Raw genomic sequence first — 17,139 nt, forward strand, 5'->3', positions numbered from 1 at the left:
CATCCTCAGAATTGGCGTGCTTTATCGAACCAGACGAATTCGCCGCCTTTCATGACGCCGCACAGATGATCAAGCGCATTGATGTCCAGCAACGGGTTTCCTTTTATAAAGACGAGGTCTGCCCATAGCCCATTCGCTATCCGTCCGACTTCCTCTGCCATGCCGATCGCCTCGGCCGCGGCCGTGGTGGCGCTACGCAGAGCGATAAGGGGGGCAATGCCCGCCTCCACCATGAATTTGATCTCGACGGCGACCGATCCGTGCGGGTTGCCGGGCGTGCCCGCATCCGTACCCGCGACAATCGGCACACCGGCGGCTGCGGCTGCCGCAAAACTGTCCACCCATTGCCGAGAGACTCGACGCATTTTTTGGATGGCGTATTCGGGGATTCCGGCCCTTGCGTCCGCATCAAGAATACGGCGCATGGGTGTCAGCGTTGGCACCAGCGCCGTCTTGGCTTTGAGCATTTCATCAATGAGGTCCGGAGACAGATAGATGCCGTGTTCTATTGTGTCGACCCCCGCCTTGAGGGAGTTATGGATACCTTGTTTTCCTTGAGCGTGAGATGCCGCCCGGCGACCGCAATTGTGCGCCTCATCCACAGCGGCACGCATTTCTTCCATACTCAATTGCACGTGCTCGGGCTCGACCATGGGCGTGATCACGCCGCCGGTAGCGACCACCTTGATCAAGTCGGCCCCCATCTTCAAGTTCCTTCGCGCCGCTTTGCGGGCCTCGTCCACACCATCGATCTCGGTTCCGATGAAGCGATTGTGTCCCCCTGTCATGACGATGCAGGGGCCCGAGGCCATCATGCGCGGCCCTTCGACCAACCCGTGCTGGATCGCCCGTTTGAGGAAAATGCCGATGCCTCCGTTACACCCTACGTCCCTGACGGTGGTGGTACCGGCCTCCAAGGTCGCGCGCGCGGCGGCACATGCTTTGTAAGCAGTGGTGATGTGGGGTTCGGCAATCAGATTGGAGACACTGCCCGCCGTCCCGTCGAGGCAGAAGTGCACATGTGCGTTGATCAGTCCGGGCAGAATAGTCAGGCTGGACGCATCGATTTCGGGCACTCCCTGAGGAAGAGCCTCGGGATCCGTGAAACGGCCGTCGCGAATGCCGAGGCTGGCGTATGACACGAGGGAATCGGCGCCGTTCCATGCCGTGACATTATTGATTTTAAGAGTACCTTTCATGATCTTTCTTTAATGGAGTTAAGCTCATCCGCTACAACGTGGCAAGCGACAAGATGCGATTCTCCGGTCTCTTCTAGCCTTGGGCGCTGCTCTTTACAGCGTGGGATCGCGTAGGGACAGCGCGGCTGAAATGGGCATCCTGTGGGGGGATCGAGCGGACTAGGAATCTCCCCGCCCAGGATCGTGCGCTCACGCCGGTTTTCTGTATTGACCGATGGTATTGCCGAAATCAAGGCCTGCGTATAAGGATGCCTGGGTTCTGAAAGCAGTTTATCGGCTTCGCATATTTCCATGATCTGTCCGAGATAAAGGACGGCAATACGATCACAGAAATAGGCGCATAGATTCAAGTCATGCGTAACGAATATATAGGTCAATCCAAGTTGGCGACGAAGATCGGACAGCAGATTGATGATCTGCGCCTGAACAGAGACATCCAGTGCCGACACCGCTTCGTCCGCAATGATGATCTTTGGATTTACAGCCAGGGCGGCGGCGATGGCGACGCGCTGCCGCTGGCCGCCCGACAGTTCATGCGGGTAGTGCTTGATCGTCCTTTTCGGCAGCCCTACCAAGTCGAGTAATTCGTCTGCCCGTACCGAGCGGGCGTGGCGGTCCATGCCGAGGAAATTCTTCAGCGGCTCGGAGAGTGCATCGCCTATGCGCATCCGTGGGTTGAGGGAACTGAAGGGGTCCTGGAAGACAATCTGTATGTCTCTCCAGTAAGCATGCAGTCCGTCTTCGGAGAGCCCGTTGACTTCCATCCCTCCATAATGAATAGTGCCGGCGGTAGGCCGCTCGAGGCCGAAGATCAGGCGGCCCAGGGTGGATTTCCCCGATCCGGACTCTCCTACGATGCCGAAACTCTGGGAAGCGCTGATGGAAAATGAGACGTCATTGACGGCATGTAGCTTCTTGTGTTCTATCCCGAGTCCTTTTCGGCGCACCACATTGAATGACTTCTTTAGATTCGTAATGCGGATCAGTTCCTCAGGATTTCCTGCCAGTATAGACATCTTATCTCCTGCTCATTTTCTAGATATTGGATTTCCGGGTGCTTTGCGTGACAGCCATCCAGTGCATGCCGGCAGCGAGGCGAGAACCTGCAGCCAGACACTTCGGACAATAGGGGCGGCGTGCCTTCAATGGGCATCAGAGGTTGTTTGCTTGTGGGGTCGGCAATACAGGACAGCAGCCCCTGGGTATATGGATGACGTGGCTTGGAGAATATCTCGTCGACAGGACCACGTTCCTGTATCTCTCCCGCATACAGGACGGCAACGTTGTCGCACAGCTCCGATATGACCGCAAGATCATGAGTGATGAACAGGATGGCGATTCCGGTTTTTTCCCGGATCTTGCGCAGGAGGTCGAGAATCTGCGCTTGTATCGTGACGTCTAGCGCGGTTGTCGGCTCATCGGCGATCAAAAGATCGGGATCTGACGATAGCGCCATTGCAATAAGGACTCGTTGGCGCATGCCGCCGCTCATCTGGAACGGGTATGCGTCGATGGCAACCGATGGATCCGCTATACCCACCAGGCCAAGCAGCTCGATGGCGCGTGTGCGGGCGTCGTTCCACCTGATGGCTTCGTGGGCGCGAATCCCCGTAATAATCTGGTGGCCGACGGTGAATACGGGGTTCAGGGCGGTCAAGGGTTCCTGGAAGATCATGCCGATTCGGTTGCCCCGTATCCGACGAATCTCTGAAGGCTGCATGCGCAGCAGATCCTGGCCATCAAAGAGAATATGGCCGTCAGTGATCTTCGCCATGCTGGGCGGTAGCAGGCCCATGATGGCCAGGGAGGAAACGGACTTGCCGCTGCCCGATTCACCCACGAGTCCGAGGATCTCGCCTCGCCGGATGGCAAAGCTGACCCCATCCACGACCCTGACGGTTTCGTCATCGGTGCGAAACTCTACAGTCAGGTTCTCAACCTGCAGGAGATACTCGCTTGAACGATTCATTGTCTTCATAGTTTGAGCCGCGGGTCCAATGTGTCGCGCAGGGCGTCGCCCAGCAGATTTATCCCGAGCACCGTCAGCATGATCGCCAGGCCTGGAACCACGGTGAGCCACCAGGCGAGCGTCATGTAATCCTTGCCTTCCGCCAGCATCCAGCCCCAGGTTGCAGTGTCCGGCGCGACACCGAGCCCGAGAAATGTAAGCGCCGACTCCATGATGATCATGAAGGCGACTTCCAGCGTCATGACGACGACAATGGGCGTCGCGACATTGGGCAGGACGTGTGCGATCAAGATCCGCAAGTAGGAGTTTCCCCTCACCCTCGCGGCCTCGACATACTCCTTTTCACGCACCGAAAGGGTCTGCCCGTACACAATCCGCGCAAACTGCACCCAACGGGTGAGGGCCAGAACCAATATCAGGTTCGTGATTCCAGCACCCAAGGCTCCCACAACCACCACGGCGAACAGGATGTACGGTATGGCAAGGAAGATATCGACCAGCCGCATAAGGGCGGTGCGTAAGACGCCCTCGCTGAAACCTGCAACCAGCCCTACCGTGGTTCCAATAATCCCTGCGATGGCTGCCGTGACGAAGCCGATGAAAAGAGAAATCTGGGCGCCGTGCATGACGCGGCTGAGAATATCGCGTCCAAGCTGATCGGTGCCGAGGACATGGGTCCATGTGCCGCCGGAGAAAACAGGAGGCTTCAGCCGCGCCATGAGGTTCTGTGCGTTTGGATCGAGAGGGCTCAAAATGGGCGACAGAATCGCCATTGCCACCATGGTGAAAACAATGGCAAGGCCGATGGCGCCATTGCTGCGGCGCAATAGCCGCCCCAACATTGTTTTGCGGAATCTCTGTGAGAATCCTGGGTAACTGAAAGCCAAGGTCTTCTCCGAAGCGGGCTGGCGTGTCATTTGAAAGCTCCCCCTTCCCGTATGCGTGGATCCAAGTAGGTGTAGAGGATGTCCACCGCAAGATTGACCAGCACAAAAATCGCGGACAAGACCATGACAATGGCTTGTACGACGGGATAATCCCTAGCGAAGATGGAGTCGATCGCAAATCGGCCGACTCCTGGCCATGAAAAGATCGTTTCCGTAATGACCGCCCCGCCCAGCAACACGCCAAATTCCAGGCCGATGACGGTCACGAGCGGAATCGCCGCGTTACGTAAAGCGTAGTTTGAGATAATGGTCCATTCCGAAATGCCCTTGGCGCGCGCAGTGCGGATGTAATCTTGACCGAGCACATCCAGCATGCCCGACCGCGTGATCCGGGCGATACGAGCCATGGAAAATACGGCAAGTGTGAAAGCCGGCAGGATGAGTGTTTCGAAACCGTCTCGCCCACCCGTGGGCAGCACGCCGAGCTTCACGGAAAATAACAGGATCAGGAGCAACCCCAGCCAATAGACTGGCGTGGCCTGCCCGAGCAGAGAAAATCCCATCGCTACGGAATCAATGAGTGTTCCCCGTTTGACAGCCGCGACGACTCCCAGAGGAATGGCGACGCCTATGGCGATTAAGAGGCTGGCGACCGTCAGTTCAAATGTGGCGGGAATGCGCTCGAGAACGAGGCCAATGGCTGGCTCGCTGTGGCGATATGAATAGCCCAGATCGCCCTGGACCACGTTGAGCAGGAAGTTCGCGTACTGGTAAAGCAAGGGGTCGTTGAAACCCATTTGATCCCGGAAGGCTGCTCGTTCCTCGCTGGTGGCGTCGAGGGGTAACAATAATTGAGTTGGATCGCCGGATAGGTGCAACAGGAAAAAAACGATGGAAAGGACACCTAGCAAGACAAAAATGGCTTGATATAGTCTCTTGAGAATGTATATCAACATAGGTTTCGATTTCTTCCTGAATCCGGGCGATCTTGAGGCCGCCCGGATTCAGTTGGCGGCAAGATGAAATTACGGGATGGTGATCTCAGTCAGATTGATCGCCTCATCCGACCTAGCTGTCCACGAGATTCCCTTATTGAGGCCATAGATGTCTTCAAATTGCATGAGGAATAGCCATGGCGCTTCCTTATGGACTAGATCGTTCATGTCCTTGTATATGGCCATTCTGCGCTCTGGATCCATTGTTTTGCGGGCCTCGTCGATCAGGGCATAGATATTCTGGCTTTTGAAGTTCGAAACAGGTTCGTCGGGACCAAGCAATGGAGTCGCCCAATGATCGGGATCGAGGCTGGGCAAGGACCACCCCAGCATATACATCGGTTCGACATTATGGGTGTTGAATTTCTGGGCGTAGCTTCCCCATTCATGTATCTTGACATTGACCTTGATGCCGACCTGGCCGAGCTGCGCGGCAACCACCTGAGAAATATCCTTATCCATCGGATAACGTCCGCTGGGGCTATCCAGATTGACTTCGAATCCGTTGGGATAGCCGGCCTCCGCCAACAGTTTTTTAGCCTTTTCCGGGTCGTATTCGTACAGCGGCGACTGATAGTCGACGCCAAGCAGCGCGAGCAGGTGTCCATTCACGCTGCCTGCCCTGTGTCCGTATCCCAGCAGAACACCGTCGATGATGCCTTGCACGTCAACGGCGTGATTGATGGCCTGGCGGACCCGCTCATCTTGTAGCGGACCTTCTTTTGTGTTGACCAGGCCAATGAATAGGACCCTCGAGCTCGGCGCGGTGGAGACCGCCAGGTCCTTTGAAGCCTTGATTTGCTCCAGGTAGTCGGGCTGCAGATTGGTCATCAAGTGAATGTCCCCCGCTCGCAATGCGGACACGCGCGAAGCGTTGTCTACAATTGCGCGAAAGCGGGCCGCCTGAACACTGGGTGTGTCCCCCCAATACGAGGGGTTGGCGTCCAGATCGACGAAATCCCCGCGTGTCCATTTGCCGATCTTGTAGGGGCCCGTTCCGACCGGGCTGTTGGCGAATTTTTCATTGCCGACTTCGCTGACATATTGGTCTGGAACCATGAAGATCAGCGTCAAGCGGGCGGGTAATACAGGGTCTGCTTGTTTCGTGGTGAGACGTACGGTGTGATCATCAACAATCTGAATTTCGGATACCGTATTGATCCACCCGCGTTGTGGCGACTTTTCATTCGGATCGAGTATGCGTTCGATAGAGAACTTTACATCCTGCGCGTTGAATGCTTCCCCATTATGGAAAACGACGTTTTTTCTAAGCTTGAATTCCCAGGTCGTGTCATCTATGCGCTCGTACGATTCCGCGAGGCTCGGTGCGATCTGCAGTTTTTTGTCCCGTACCAGGAGTGAGTCGTACATGTTCGCATGGACCACCCGGGAAGGAATGTCCGTGGTGCGATGTGGATCGAAGCTTACTGGATACACCCCTTGGGCGACCACGACGCGATCGATCTGGGCAGCTGTAGCGGCTGAGATTGATATCGCTGTAGAAAGAAAAATGCACACCGAAAGTGCTTTATATGTTGAAATCTGGCGTTTCATCATTTGCCTCCTTTTTGTGAATTATGTATTGTATTTGCTGATACTACCAACGGATTTCGGCTAACTCAATAGATAATTCTTCACAATTGCTTTGCATAAATGCACAACGGAGTCGATACCATGCAGGATTGGAACAGTCTTCATATTTTTCTGGAGTTGACCCGGAGCCGGGGCCTAGTGGAGGCCGGAAAGCGCCTTAATATTGATCATTCCACGGTGTCCAGGAGGATCAGGCAGTTCGAACAAAAGATCGGGACACAGTTGTTCGAGCGCAGTAACCAGGGCTACACACTGACTGCTGCCGGCCATCGATTGATCGCGTATGCTGAGCGCGCCGAACTCGCGATGTTAGCCGCGATTGAAGAGCTCGGGGGACAGGACCCTTTATTGTCGGGGCATGTCAGGCTGGGCACCACCGAAGGTTTCGGCATGTTCCTGGCGCCAGCCCTGTTGGCGGATTTTTGCGAGCAGCATCCGGGTATTACTGTGGATTTGCTGCCGATGCCCCGCTTCATCAACATGTCGAAGCGCGAGGCCGATATCAGTATCAGCCTTGATCGCCCACAAAGCGGAAATTATGTCGTGGCCAGGCTGACGAATTATTCTTTGCGGGTATACGCCACCCGTGCCTATCTTGAAAGCCACCCTCCGATACGAACGCAGGCGGATCTTGCAAAGCACAACTTCGCGGGATACATCGATGAGCTTGTCTATACGGAAGAACTGCGCTATGAACGAAACATCGCTCCTTCCGCTTTTCGTCCTTTGCGTTCCAATAGTATCGTATCGCAATATAGCGTTGCGAGATACGGAAGGATGCTTGCGATCCTTCCGTGCTTCATAGGTCAGCAGTGCCCGGAACTGGTGCCGGTACTGAAGGACCAAATAAATATCACGCGCACCTTCTGGCTGGCGGTTCCCACTGAAACTCGCCATATCAGACGTATTTCAGCGTTGTGGGATTATTTGCGCGACGCGGCCAATAATAATCAGGCGTACTTCAGGGGTGAAGCCCTCGAACCACTATGGCTTACGAAGACGCGTTCATGAAGGAGCGCCGCGGCGCGATCCTCGACGGTTTTGTGCTGCGAGTGACTCTCATTGAAGCATGCGGTTGGCCCGACGGGCATAGTACGCGAAGGTCGCCTCATGGCGACGTGGCGTGCTGATCCACTGTTGTGCCTCCGCACCCAGTTCGGCTGGCACGGGTTGGATGTCCCCTGCCGACCGTGCCAGCAATTGCAGACGTGCGGCCCTTTCGAACATGACTCCCAGCACGCATGCTTCTTCCACGCTGCCGCCCGCCACCAACAGGCCGTGGTGGGCCAGCAGGATCGCCTTCTTTTCCCCAAGCGCCTGGGCGATGATTTCACCTTCTTCGTTGCCGACAGGTATACCTGGCCATTTCTTCAGAAAGGCGACCTGACCATACAACACGCAAGTATCCATATGCGCCAATTCCAGTGGGATTTCGAGCATCGACAAGGCTGAGGTCATGGGGGGGTGTGAGTGCACGATGCACCGGACGTCGGGTCGCGCCCGATACAGCCATGAGTGGAACCGATTGGCGGGATTCGGCATGCCATCGCCTTCTATCACGTTCAGGTCCTCGTCAACAAGCAGCAGGTTTTCGGCGGTGGCTTCGTCGAAGCCCAGACCGAGTCGCTGGGTCCAATAGGTGTTCGGCTGCTCGGCCCGCGCCGTGATCTGGCCCGCCAGACCCGAATCGTGTCCGAAGGCGAATAGCGTGCGGCAGGTTTGAGCTACGGCCTCTCGCGTGGAAAATTTTTCAGTCTGCAGCTTGGTGTCCATCTGCTTTATGGCGGACGTGACTATCTCTGATTTGCTGAGTTGCATAGTGTCTTTGACCATCTGGAGCTCCTGCGTAAGGACATGGGGGCCGGATGTGGTGGGGCCAATTCCTCGTGGCGCGGCGCGCGTCACTTTAATATTAGATACTTTTTTCCTAAAGGACACAAGTTTCCTTGCTGTCGGTAAGACCGATACAGACCTGCAGGAACCCGAGGTCCTCGCATGTCGCGCGGACGCGCAACAGAGTCCTAGAGGTTCGCTGCCCGCCCACCAGTCGAGGAACGGCTATCGGTCCGGGGGCGCTGCAACAGCTTGATCCACGGATTGGCGGAGCATCTCGAAGTGGCGGTGCATCGCCTGGCCGGCCGCCATGGCGTCCCGATCGCGGATGGGCTCAAAAATTGATGTGTGCACATCCTGCAGTTCGTCCCATTGATTGGAGGGCAGCAGGTATTTGAAGTCTATCTGCCGGAAATCCTCGATCAGGCCACCGATGATCTTCTTCAGGAAGGGATTGCCCGAGGCGCTTGCGATGGCAAGGTGGAACTCGAGATTCAGATCGCCCTCCCGATAGCTGGCGCGGGATTCCGTGTCCATGAACAAAATGGGGCGCTGAATAGCCTTCAGCTGTTCCTCGGTGCGGTGCAGCGCGGCCAGTTCTGCCGCTCGCACCTCCACGATATCCCGGGCGTCCCATAGCGCCAGCAGGGTCTCGACGCTGTTCGCCAGCTTGGTCTGCTTGAGGTTGTCGAGATCGGGAAACTGGCCATGGATAAGGTATCGGCCGCCGCCCGGGCGCGACCGCACCACGCCGTGGGCCTCCAGCACGCGAAAGGCCTCGCGCAGCACCGGGCGGCTCACGCCGAGCAGCTGGCCCATGACTCGCTCGCTGGGAAACGCCCCGCCGGGCTCCACGTTCCCCGCAAGAATGAAATCCCGAAGCGCCAGCAGCACGCTCTCGTAGAGCCGCACACTGCGGATGGCGGGCAAGGCGGTGGAGTCTTTGGATGTGGGTATCGCCATACACGATTTTTCCGTTCAATCAATTCTCAAATTTTGTCATGGGCAGGGTAATCCATATCAGCGCTGAATAGAAATATCCAGCCCTAGAGTGATGGAAACGTCCTCATGGGGACTGGGGAGGGCAGTGTGATCCGCAGCGGAGACGGCCGATCCATTGACGCCTACCGCTACTTCCATTACATTGCACATAGCAACTGGGTAACCCAGTTTTCCAATGTATCACCACTTCCTTGATAGCGAGATCTCCATGCAATCCATCCAGGGCGTATTTGCCAACTTACCGACAGCGTTTTCCAAAGACGGCTCGATCGATGCCCCGCGCATGCGGGAACGCATCGCCAGCCTCCTGGAGAGCGGCGTACACGGATTCAGCACCCAGCTTTCGGCGGGCGAGTTCGCCTATATGACCGCAGAAGAAAGAATGTTCCTCACAAGCTGCGTACTGGAAGCCGTCGGCGAAAAACGGCCTGTGCTGGTCGGCGTTTCGGGCAATTCCACTCAGGAAACGCTGCAGCTGGCCAAACATGCAGCCGACCACGGTGCTGCCGCAGCAATGGTGATGCCGCGCTCCTACTTCAAGCTGACCGCCAGCGAAATTTTGGGCCTGTACGAGGAGGTGGGCAGATCAGTCCCATGCCCCATAGGCGTCTACAACAATCCTGTCACGACCGGCGTGGATATCTCCGCGGAGCTCTACCTGAAGATTCAGCAGGTCTGCCCTGTTGCGGTCACAAAGGACGGCGCCGGTGATATCACGAGGATCAGCGAACTACGGTCGCTCGGCAGTGCCGGCATGTCGTATCTGTGCGGCACTGAATCGCAGTCCCTGCCCAGCTTGGTGCTGGGCGCGGATGGGTGCTGCAATGCCATCAACAGCGTGATACCGGCCCCTATCGTGACGCTGTACGATGCCGCACAGCAAAAGGATTACGCCACAGCCGCCCGGATATTCGAAAGTCTCCAGCCTTTGTTCCGATTCATTCGCATGCACGGCGTGGCCCGCACGACCAAGGCGATGGGCGATCTGTTGAATCGCTCTTTCGGGCCGCATCGCATGCCTTTGCAACCTCTTTCCCAAGACGATGTCGCAAGGCTGCGCTCGACCATCGACGAAATCCGCACAAGCACTGCCCTGTAGAAAAGGCGAACGGCTACGGTGTAAAGGCTCAGACCTCACCTTCTCGCCTGGCTTACCCGGCCGTGTGGCACACTGCAGCGATGGCCGCCGGTCTCGACATGGCGGCCCACATGCGCGCGGACGACTTTGAAGCGGGGGTGGCCATGAAAATCGAGTATCTCGATACGAAAATCAGGTATTTTTTGAAAATTGCAGAAACTGGTTCCCTATCGAAGGCGGCTGAAGAGCTCGGCATCGGACAGTCGGGCCTCAGCCGTCAATTGGCGATGCTCGAGTCGTTTGTGAGAAAGCCTTTGTTCGTGCGTACCGGGCGCGGTGTGAAGCTCACCGATGCAGGAGAGAAGCTTCAACTGGAAACGCGATCAAGATATGAAAAAATCGATATAGCGCTGATGCATATCAGGGACAAACACGGCATAACGGAGGGGCACCTCAGGATTGCGAGCATTCATACCCTCGGATCATATTTTGTGTCCGATCTATTGGGGACCTTCATCGGCCGCCAGGGCCGTGTCAACCTTTCGATTACGGCCGGCGGATCACCCGATGTCGTGGAGCTGGTCGAGAAAAGGAAGGTTGATATCGGTTTTGCCTACGATTCCGCCGTGGCATCCGATCTCCTGGAATCGACGCCTCTGTTTGAGGATACCATGTGTGTCATCATCCAACGCCAGGATGCCGATGATCAGACGGGGATGAATATATTCGATTCCCAATTCCCACTGATCGGATTCCCAGAAACATTCGCCCTTCGTAACATGATAAAAACAGCGGGCCTGGACTCACGGGTCATAGCGGAAGCCAACACACTGGAGGCGATGCTGAGGCTGGTGGCGTCGGGCATAGGGCGGTGCATATTGCCGAACCGCATACCTGAAGAAGTATTGGCGGAATACAACCTGGTGAAAATCCCGCTGACCGCCCCCGTCTTGAAACGACGCGTAGTTGCCATCATTCGTCGAAATGGCGCCCCTCTTTTGGCGAATCAATTATTCGAAATGGCAAAGTCAGTCGCAAAATCGGGCCTTGCCTGAACAAGCATGGGGCTGTCCGGCGGCTCCTCGTTTCAGCAGCAGGGTTTGTACGTAGCCCCGTAGCTCTGCCGCCCCGCTGCAGGGCAATGATTCCGCACAATATTCTTCGTGCCACCATGCTGGCCACGGAGGAGGCTGTTCGCCTGTTTCGTCGCGCGCATCCCATCGGTTAGATAGCTGCTATGACTGGAGGTGCATTGGTGGTTGTCGTAATGAAGTCCACAATGACGCTGTGGGTTTTTCTCTTCGAGTGAATGTGTTTCTTACCTCAATGAATGAAGGATTGAGCATGCGCCGTTATCAAATGTACATCAATGGGCAATACGTCGACCCGGCATCGAATCGGTGGATGGACAGCTACAACCCATATACGGGAGAAGTCTGGGCGCAGATTGGGGAAGGCAACGCTGAGGACGCAGATGTTGCTGTAAAAGCCGCAGCTGCCGCGTTTTCGGAAGGTCCGTGGTCCCAGTTGACACACACCGAGCGCGGAGCGCTTTTGCATCGCATGGGCGATCTGATTATTCGAGACGCAAGGAAGCTGGCGGAAACCGAGGTCAATGACAATGGGAAATTGATCGCGGAAACAGAGGCGATGATACGTTATACCGCGCAGTGGTATTACTATTTTGGAGGTTTGGCGGACAAGATTCAGGGGGCGACCGTTCCCTTGGACAAAAAAGGGTATTTCAACTTCACCCAGTATGAACCAGTGGGAGTCGTCGTCGCGATTACCGCCTGGAATTCACCACTGCTTCTCGCAGCCTGGAAGATAGTGGCGGCCTTGGCTGCTGGATGTACCGTGGTGATAAAGCCTTCGGAACATGCCTCCGCTTCCACGCTGGAGTTCGCAAAGCTGTTTGCAGAGGCGGGTTTTCCACCTGGTGTGGTCAATGTCGTGACCGGATTTGGCGCGGATGTCGGATCTGCGCTGGTGGAGCATCCCCTGGTCAGGAAGGTCTCGTTCACTGGCTCCGACGCCACTGGAAGGCATATCAACCAACAAGCCGCCAAGCACCTGAAGCCGGTCGGGCTCGAACTGGGCGGAAAATCTCCAAATATCGTCTTTGCGGACGCCAACATGGAAGATGCTGTCAAAGGCGCGCTATCGGGGATTTTCTCGGCAGCGGGGCAGACGTGCATTGCAGGTTCGCGCCTGTTGTTGCAGGAGTCAATCTATGAGGAATTCACGGAGAAACTGGTCGCGGGCGCGAAGGCCATCCGAATGGGAAACCCGCAGGAAAAGGACACACAAATGGGGCCGATCGCCAATCGGCCACAGTATGAAAAAGTCCTGAGTTACATAGAGGTTGCAAAGGACGATGGTGCCGAGTTGTTAGCTGGTGGCGTCGCGGCAACGCGCCCGGAATGCGGCAATGGATGGTTCATAGAGCCAACCATATTCGGCAAAGTGACCAACACGATGCGAATCGCGCAGGAAGAGGTTTTCGGCCCGATTCTCTCGGTCATCACATTTAAAGACGAAGACGATGCGGTCAGGATAGCCAACGACTCGCGTTTCGGCCTCGGTGCGGGCGTCTGGACGAAGGATATGGGACGGGCATTTCGCATGGCGAATCGCATTCAGGCCGGCACAGTCTGGATCAATACCTACCGCGCGCTCAGTTTCATGGTTCCTTTCGGCGGCTACAAGGATTCTGGTATTGGCCGTGAGAACGGAATGGCGCAAATTTATTCGTACCTGGAAACCAAGAATGTCTGGATCAATACCGGGGCCGAAACCAAGAACTTGTTCGTCATGCGCTAACCGACCAGTTTCTGGTCTATAAGACTTTCATGTTTTTAGAGAAGGCGAAAATGTCTAACGATACAATGAAGATGGCCAAAGCCGACATCGTAACGGCAGCTATCGAGCAGATGGAAGCCAATCTAAGCCCACGTCAGTGGACCACCAAGGAAGCAGTCGCCGAAACGTGTCGAATTCTGTTCGCGTTCGGCCATGACTCCGGTTTATCGGGCCAGATAACAGCAAGGGCGGATACGCCGGGGACCTACTGGACGCAAAGGCTTGGTCTTGGATTCGACGAAATCACAACGGATAACCTTCTGCTTGTTGATGAGGATCTCAAGGTCCTGCAGGGTGCCGGCATGGCCAACCCCGCCAATCGCTTTCATTCCTGGCTATATCGCAAGCGTGCGGATGTCAATTGCATCGTGCACTCTCACCCGCCCCATGTTTCGGCGCTGTCGATGCTCGAGGTCCCGCTCGATATATCTCATATGGACGCTTGCATGCTGTATGACCAAGTGGCGTTTGTGAGCAAGTGGCCTGGAATTCCGGTTGGAAACGAAGAGGGTGAACTGATCTCCAGCGCAATCGGGGACAAGAAAGCCGTATTTCTGGCGCATCACGGCATGCTGGTGGCGGCCTCCAATGTACAGGAGGCTTGCGTGCTGAGTGTGTTGTTCGAGCGGGCGGCGCGTTTGCAGCTGCTCGCCATGAGCGCTGGTGAGATACGCCCCATTGTCCCCGAATTGGGGATCGAAGCCCAAGCATGGTTGAGTACGCCGCGGCGCTATACCGCAACGTTTGAGTATTATTCGCGTCGCGCGAACCGTCAAATGAGCGATGGTCATGCTAGATAGCCATCTGGGGTCGAGTTGTTGAGTCGACGCTGGCTTGTTTGGAGGCATCAATGAATACTTATTCGCCACCACGCGGACTCAGGATAAATATGAATGCTGCAGTTATATGGGTTGTAGACGGCTTCAATCGTATTGTCCATGCCCTGCTTGCGTTCGGACTGCTGCTGATGGTTGTCCTGATATCCGTACAGATCGGCGTGCGTTTCATACTTCCCATGCTTGGGGTTTCCGCTTCCCTTCCATGGACGGAGGAGCTTGCGCGATATGTGATGGTATGGCTCGTGTTCCTGGGTGGAGCCGCCGCCGCGCGGCACGGTCTGCTGATTGCCGTGCTTGCTCTGGTTGACGCTGTACCGCCGCCTGCTGCCAGAGTGATGAAATTCCTTTCATTACTCATCTTGATGGGCTTCTTCGTCACAATGGCTTGGTACGGATATATATGGAGTCAATTTGGCGCAAACGAAACTTCACCGGCCATGACAATATCGAAATTTTGGCTATACCTTTCAATGCCGGTTGGGTTTGCAATTTCTGCAATTAATGTCCTTGCCGTCCTGCTTGAATCCATTAGCTCGCCATCGGGTATGTCCCATGATCGGCCGCAGCCCTAACCAGTTTCTGGGAAATACGCCATGCTGATACTGTTTGGAGGTTTATTCGCCTGCCTTGCCATTGGAGTGCCCGTGTTTGCGGCGCTCGGGGTCGCTGGGGCTTTCGCCATGATGGACTATGGGATCGAGCTTTTCAGTATTCCGCAAACCATATTCGATGCCCTGGATTCCTTCACCCTGATGGCCATACCGTTCTTCATTCTGGCGGGGAGCCTCATGCAGACGGGGGGGATATCGAGGCGGCTCATCAATTTGGCAAATGCTCTGGTCGGGTGGCTGCGTGGTGGTCTTGGGGCCTCATCGATCCTGACGTGCATGTTCTTTGCGACCATGTCAGGTTCCTCCTCGGCGACGACAGCAGCGGTTGGCACCAGCATGATCCCCGCGATGGAGAACAAGGGTTACCCCAAGAACTTCGCCGCCGCCTGCGTAGCCGTGGGCGGAGAGCTGGGCGCAATCATTCCGCCGTCGCTCGTGATGATTGTTTATGGCTTGATCGCCAATGTTTCCATAGGCAGCATGTTCATAGCGGGAATACTGCCGGGGGTGTTGGTGGGCGTTTCCCTCATGATGACGATAATCATCGTGGCCAGTATTGTCGGCTTTGACGTTGCCGAACGCGTGGAGTGGTCCACGTGGGCCGTGACAACCCTTCGCGCGCTTAAGGAATCATTTTTATCGTTGTTGATGCCGCTGATCATCCTGGGAGGTATTTATTCCGGAGCGTTCACGGCGACAGAGGCATCGGTCGTTGCGGTTCTCTATGCATTATTTCTGGGCGGAATAGTTTATCGGGAACTCACCTGGCATAGCATTCGGGATGCATTGAAACAAGCGTCGATCATGACGGCTGTGATCATGCTCATCATCGGTTTTGCGGGTCTTTTCGCCTACATGCTGACGCTGAATCAGATTCCACAGAAGTTCGGCATGATCGTCAGCGAATTGGTGGATGGTCCGATCGGATTTCTGCTGCTATCCAACCTTTTGCTGTTTGTTTCGGGCATGTTCATGGAGGCCATTGCCCTCATTGTCATTCTCGTTCCTATACTTGCACCTATTGCAATCGACTACGGCATCAATCCGATTCATTTCGGCATCGTCATGATTGTGAATATATGCATTGGAATGATCACTCCGCCGGTAGGGGTGAACTTGTTTATCGCTTGCCAGATCGCAAACTTGTCCGTGGAATCCTTGCTTCGTCCGCTGGGCATATTTCTGTGCGTGTTGATCCTTGATGTACTGTTGATCAGTTACATTCCCTGGCTATCCCTGGCCTTTTTATAACACCCTGGGTGTATGGAGATTTCAATGAAAAAATCATTAGCTGGAATTTTGTTCGCTGCCATTTTTCCCATGAGTTCGATGGCCTCGACGGTGGTGGAACTGAATTTAGGCCATGTGCTGGCCCCTCAGAGCCATTATCATGCGGTCGCCACCAGGATGGCAGAGCTGGCACTGGAAAAATCCAACAATACACTTAAGATCAATGTTTTTCCATCCGGCCAACTAGGCGGAGAGGTCAAGCTGATCCAGTCGGCACGCACCGGGGCCGTACCCTTGGTCATTACCGGCGAGCCACCGCTCGAGAATACCGTCAAGGAATTCGGAATATTCTCCCTGCCTTATTTGTTCCCTGATCTCGATAGCGCAAACCGCGCTCTGCAGGCGGACTTCGGCAAGAAAATGCTTGGATACCTGGATCAGCACGGATTGATCGGCCTGGGGTGGATTTCGGTGCAAGAGCGCAATATATATGGCTCTCGGAAGATCGAGGCCCCGGCTGACATGAAGGACTTGAAAATTCGAGTGATTCAGTCGCCCGGCTATGTGGATGCCTATGAGAAGTTGGGGGCGCAGGCGACCCCCATGGCTTATTCCGAGGTCTATCTGGCCCTGCAGACCGGGGTGATCGATGGCGGAGAGACTTCCCCCGACCTTATGATTGACGATAAATTTGCTGAGGTCAGTAAATTCTATAATATGGTGAAGATTCACTATATGCCATGCGTCATCATAATGAGCAAATCCGCCTTCAACAGGCTATCGCCTGACCATCAAAAGGTTATTCAAGAGGCGGCCGACGAGGCTGCGGCTCACGGCATCAAGTTTTATGGGGATGCCTATAAGGCGAGTCTCGACGCGATGACAAAATCCGGCGTCACGATCGTGCAGTCGGATATCGCGGCGTTCAAGGATCTTACCGCTGGCCTGTACGGTCCTTTGCTGAAGAATGTACCCAATGGCCAAGAGAACGTCGACCTGGCGCGACAGGCCGCTCAGTGATGGCATCCACCGCCTCACCCC

The 17,139-nt window shown here is 55.5% G+C and carries 16 protein-coding genes; 8 read left to right on the top strand and 8 right to left on the bottom strand.

Annotated features, from left to right (window positions below; genetic code table 11):
* Window positions 1-5: 5 nt before the first annotated feature.
* The 6 genes from OOZ48_RS03955 to OOZ48_RS03980 form a co-directional block, all read right to left on the bottom strand.
* On the bottom strand, window positions 6-1,199 hold the full coding sequence (locus OOZ48_RS03955; protein WP_269495893.1) for a metal-dependent hydrolase family protein: 1,194 nt from the start codon (window positions 1,197-1,199) through the stop codon (window positions 6-8).
* Window positions 1,196-2,215 (bottom strand): ABC transporter ATP-binding protein, encoded by a 1,020-nt coding sequence (locus tag OOZ48_RS03960; protein ID WP_269495895.1) that lies wholly within the window; start codon window positions 2,213-2,215, stop codon window positions 1,196-1,198. The genes OOZ48_RS03955 and OOZ48_RS03960 overlap by 4 nt, the downstream gene beginning before the upstream one ends.
* Window positions 2,182-3,177 carry an ABC transporter ATP-binding protein gene (locus tag OOZ48_RS03965; protein WP_269495897.1) on the bottom strand — a complete coding sequence of 332 codons (996 nt, stop codon included), beginning with the start codon at window positions 3,175-3,177 and terminating at the stop codon, window positions 2,182-2,184. The genes OOZ48_RS03960 and OOZ48_RS03965 overlap by 34 nt, the downstream gene beginning before the upstream one ends.
* A complete protein-coding gene (locus tag OOZ48_RS03970; protein WP_269495899.1) occupies window positions 3,174-4,085 on the bottom strand; it encodes an ABC transporter permease in 912 nt (303 codons plus the stop codon). The genes OOZ48_RS03965 and OOZ48_RS03970 overlap by 4 nt, the downstream gene beginning before the upstream one ends.
* Entirely contained in the window at window positions 4,082-5,011 is a 930-nt protein-coding gene (gene nikB, locus OOZ48_RS03975; protein ID WP_269495901.1) for a nickel ABC transporter permease, read from the bottom strand. Before nikB ends, OOZ48_RS03970 begins: the two co-directional genes overlap by 4 nt.
* A gap of 69 nt (window positions 5,012-5,080) precedes the next feature.
* Entirely contained in the window at window positions 5,081-6,607 is a 1,527-nt protein-coding gene (locus OOZ48_RS03980) for an ABC transporter substrate-binding protein (protein WP_269495903.1), read from the bottom strand.
* Window positions 6,608-6,724: 117 nt separating this feature from the next.
* On the opposite strand from OOZ48_RS03980, the gene OOZ48_RS03985 reads away from it, so the two are divergent.
* Complete coding sequence (locus OOZ48_RS03985; protein WP_269495906.1) at window positions 6,725-7,654, top strand: LysR family transcriptional regulator; 930 nt, start codon at window positions 6,725-6,727, stop codon at window positions 7,652-7,654.
* 48 nt (window positions 7,655-7,702) lie between these two features.
* Here the strand turns inward: OOZ48_RS03985 and OOZ48_RS03990 are convergent, their stop codons facing one another.
* The gene (locus OOZ48_RS03990) at window positions 7,703-8,476 is read right to left on the bottom strand and encodes an aldolase (RefSeq protein WP_269495909.1); all 774 of its coding nucleotides are present in this window, start codon (window positions 8,474-8,476) and stop codon (window positions 7,703-7,705) included.
* A gap of 225 nt (window positions 8,477-8,701) precedes the next feature.
* Window positions 8,702-9,439 (bottom strand): FadR/GntR family transcriptional regulator, encoded by a 738-nt coding sequence (locus OOZ48_RS03995; protein ID WP_269495912.1) that lies wholly within the window; start codon window positions 9,437-9,439, stop codon window positions 8,702-8,704.
* A gap of 247 nt (window positions 9,440-9,686) precedes the next feature.
* On the opposite strand from OOZ48_RS03995, the gene OOZ48_RS04000 reads away from it, so the two are divergent.
* The 7 genes from OOZ48_RS04000 (at window position 9,687) to OOZ48_RS04030 (ending at window position 17,118) form a co-directional block, all read left to right on the top strand.
* A complete protein-coding gene (locus OOZ48_RS04000) occupies window positions 9,687-10,577 on the top strand; it encodes a dihydrodipicolinate synthase family protein (protein WP_269495914.1) in 891 nt (296 codons plus the stop codon).
* A gap of 80 nt (window positions 10,578-10,657) precedes the next feature.
* Window positions 10,658-11,611: a LysR family transcriptional regulator gene (locus OOZ48_RS04005; protein ID WP_269495917.1), complete on the top strand. Its 954-nt coding sequence runs from the start codon at window positions 10,658-10,660 to the stop codon at window positions 11,609-11,611.
* A gap of 289 nt (window positions 11,612-11,900) precedes the next feature.
* Window positions 11,901-13,379 (top strand): aldehyde dehydrogenase, encoded by a 1,479-nt coding sequence (locus tag OOZ48_RS04010; RefSeq protein WP_269495919.1) that lies wholly within the window; start codon window positions 11,901-11,903, stop codon window positions 13,377-13,379.
* 29 nt (window positions 13,380-13,408) lie between these two features.
* Window positions 13,409-14,218 carry an aldolase gene (locus tag OOZ48_RS04015; RefSeq protein ID WP_442867520.1) on the top strand — a complete coding sequence of 270 codons (810 nt, stop codon included), beginning with the start codon at window positions 13,409-13,411 and terminating at the stop codon, window positions 14,216-14,218.
* Window positions 14,219-14,268: 50 nt separating this feature from the next.
* Window positions 14,269-14,829, top strand: a complete 561-nt coding sequence (locus OOZ48_RS04020) for a TRAP transporter small permease (RefSeq protein ID WP_269495920.1) — start codon at window positions 14,269-14,271, stop codon at window positions 14,827-14,829.
* 21 nt (window positions 14,830-14,850) lie between these two features.
* Window positions 14,851-16,119 (top strand): TRAP transporter large permease, encoded by a 1,269-nt coding sequence (locus tag OOZ48_RS04025; protein ID WP_269495921.1) that lies wholly within the window; start codon window positions 14,851-14,853, stop codon window positions 16,117-16,119.
* 24 nt (window positions 16,120-16,143) lie between these two features.
* Window positions 16,144-17,118, top strand: a complete 975-nt coding sequence (locus OOZ48_RS04030) for a TRAP transporter substrate-binding protein (RefSeq protein ID WP_269495922.1) — start codon at window positions 16,144-16,146, stop codon at window positions 17,116-17,118.
* Window positions 17,119-17,139 lie beyond the last annotated feature (21 nt).

It is taken from the genome of Castellaniella sp. S9 (genome assembly GCF_027257175.1).
Classification (GTDB): Bacteria; Pseudomonadota; Gammaproteobacteria; order Burkholderiales; family Burkholderiaceae_B; genus Castellaniella.

Excerpts from the sequence above, each read along its gene's own strand:
- OOZ48_RS03955 (WP_269495893.1), bottom strand. The coding sequence starts at position 1,199 with ATGAAAGGTACTCTTAAAATCAATAATGTCACGGCATGGAACGGCGCC.
- OOZ48_RS03960 (WP_269495895.1), bottom strand. The coding sequence starts at position 2,215 with ATGTCTATACTGGCAGGAAATCCTGAGGAACTGATCCGCATTACGAAT.
- OOZ48_RS03965 (WP_269495897.1), bottom strand. The coding sequence starts at position 3,177 with ATGAAGACAATGAATCGTTCAAGCGAGTATCTCCTGCAGGTTGAGAAC.
- OOZ48_RS03970 (WP_269495899.1), bottom strand. The coding sequence starts at position 4,085 with ATGACACGCCAGCCCGCTTCGGAGAAGACCTTGGCTTTCAGTTACCCA.
- nikB (WP_269495901.1), bottom strand. The coding sequence starts at position 5,011 with ATGTTGATATACATTCTCAAGAGACTATATCAAGCCATTTTTGTCTTG.
- OOZ48_RS03980 (WP_269495903.1), bottom strand. The coding sequence starts at position 6,607 with ATGATGAAACGCCAGATTTCAACATATAAAGCACTTTCGGTGTGCATT.
- OOZ48_RS03985 (WP_269495906.1), top strand. The coding sequence starts at position 6,725 with ATGCAGGATTGGAACAGTCTTCATATTTTTCTGGAGTTGACCCGGAGC.
- OOZ48_RS03990 (WP_269495909.1), bottom strand. The coding sequence starts at position 8,476 with ATGGTCAAAGACACTATGCAACTCAGCAAATCAGAGATAGTCACGTCC.
- OOZ48_RS03995 (WP_269495912.1), bottom strand. The coding sequence starts at position 9,439 with ATGGCGATACCCACATCCAAAGACTCCACCGCCTTGCCCGCCATCCGC.
- OOZ48_RS04000 (WP_269495914.1), top strand. The coding sequence starts at position 9,687 with ATGCAATCCATCCAGGGCGTATTTGCCAACTTACCGACAGCGTTTTCC.
- OOZ48_RS04005 (WP_269495917.1), top strand. The coding sequence starts at position 10,658 with ATGGCCGCCGGTCTCGACATGGCGGCCCACATGCGCGCGGACGACTTT.
- OOZ48_RS04010 (WP_269495919.1), top strand. The coding sequence starts at position 11,901 with ATGCGCCGTTATCAAATGTACATCAATGGGCAATACGTCGACCCGGCA.
- OOZ48_RS04015 (WP_442867520.1), top strand. The coding sequence starts at position 13,409 with ATGTTTTTAGAGAAGGCGAAAATGTCTAACGATACAATGAAGATGGCC.
- OOZ48_RS04020 (WP_269495920.1), top strand. The coding sequence starts at position 14,269 with ATGAATACTTATTCGCCACCACGCGGACTCAGGATAAATATGAATGCT.
- OOZ48_RS04025 (WP_269495921.1), top strand. The coding sequence starts at position 14,851 with ATGCTGATACTGTTTGGAGGTTTATTCGCCTGCCTTGCCATTGGAGTG.
- OOZ48_RS04030 (WP_269495922.1), top strand. The coding sequence starts at position 16,144 with ATGAAAAAATCATTAGCTGGAATTTTGTTCGCTGCCATTTTTCCCATG.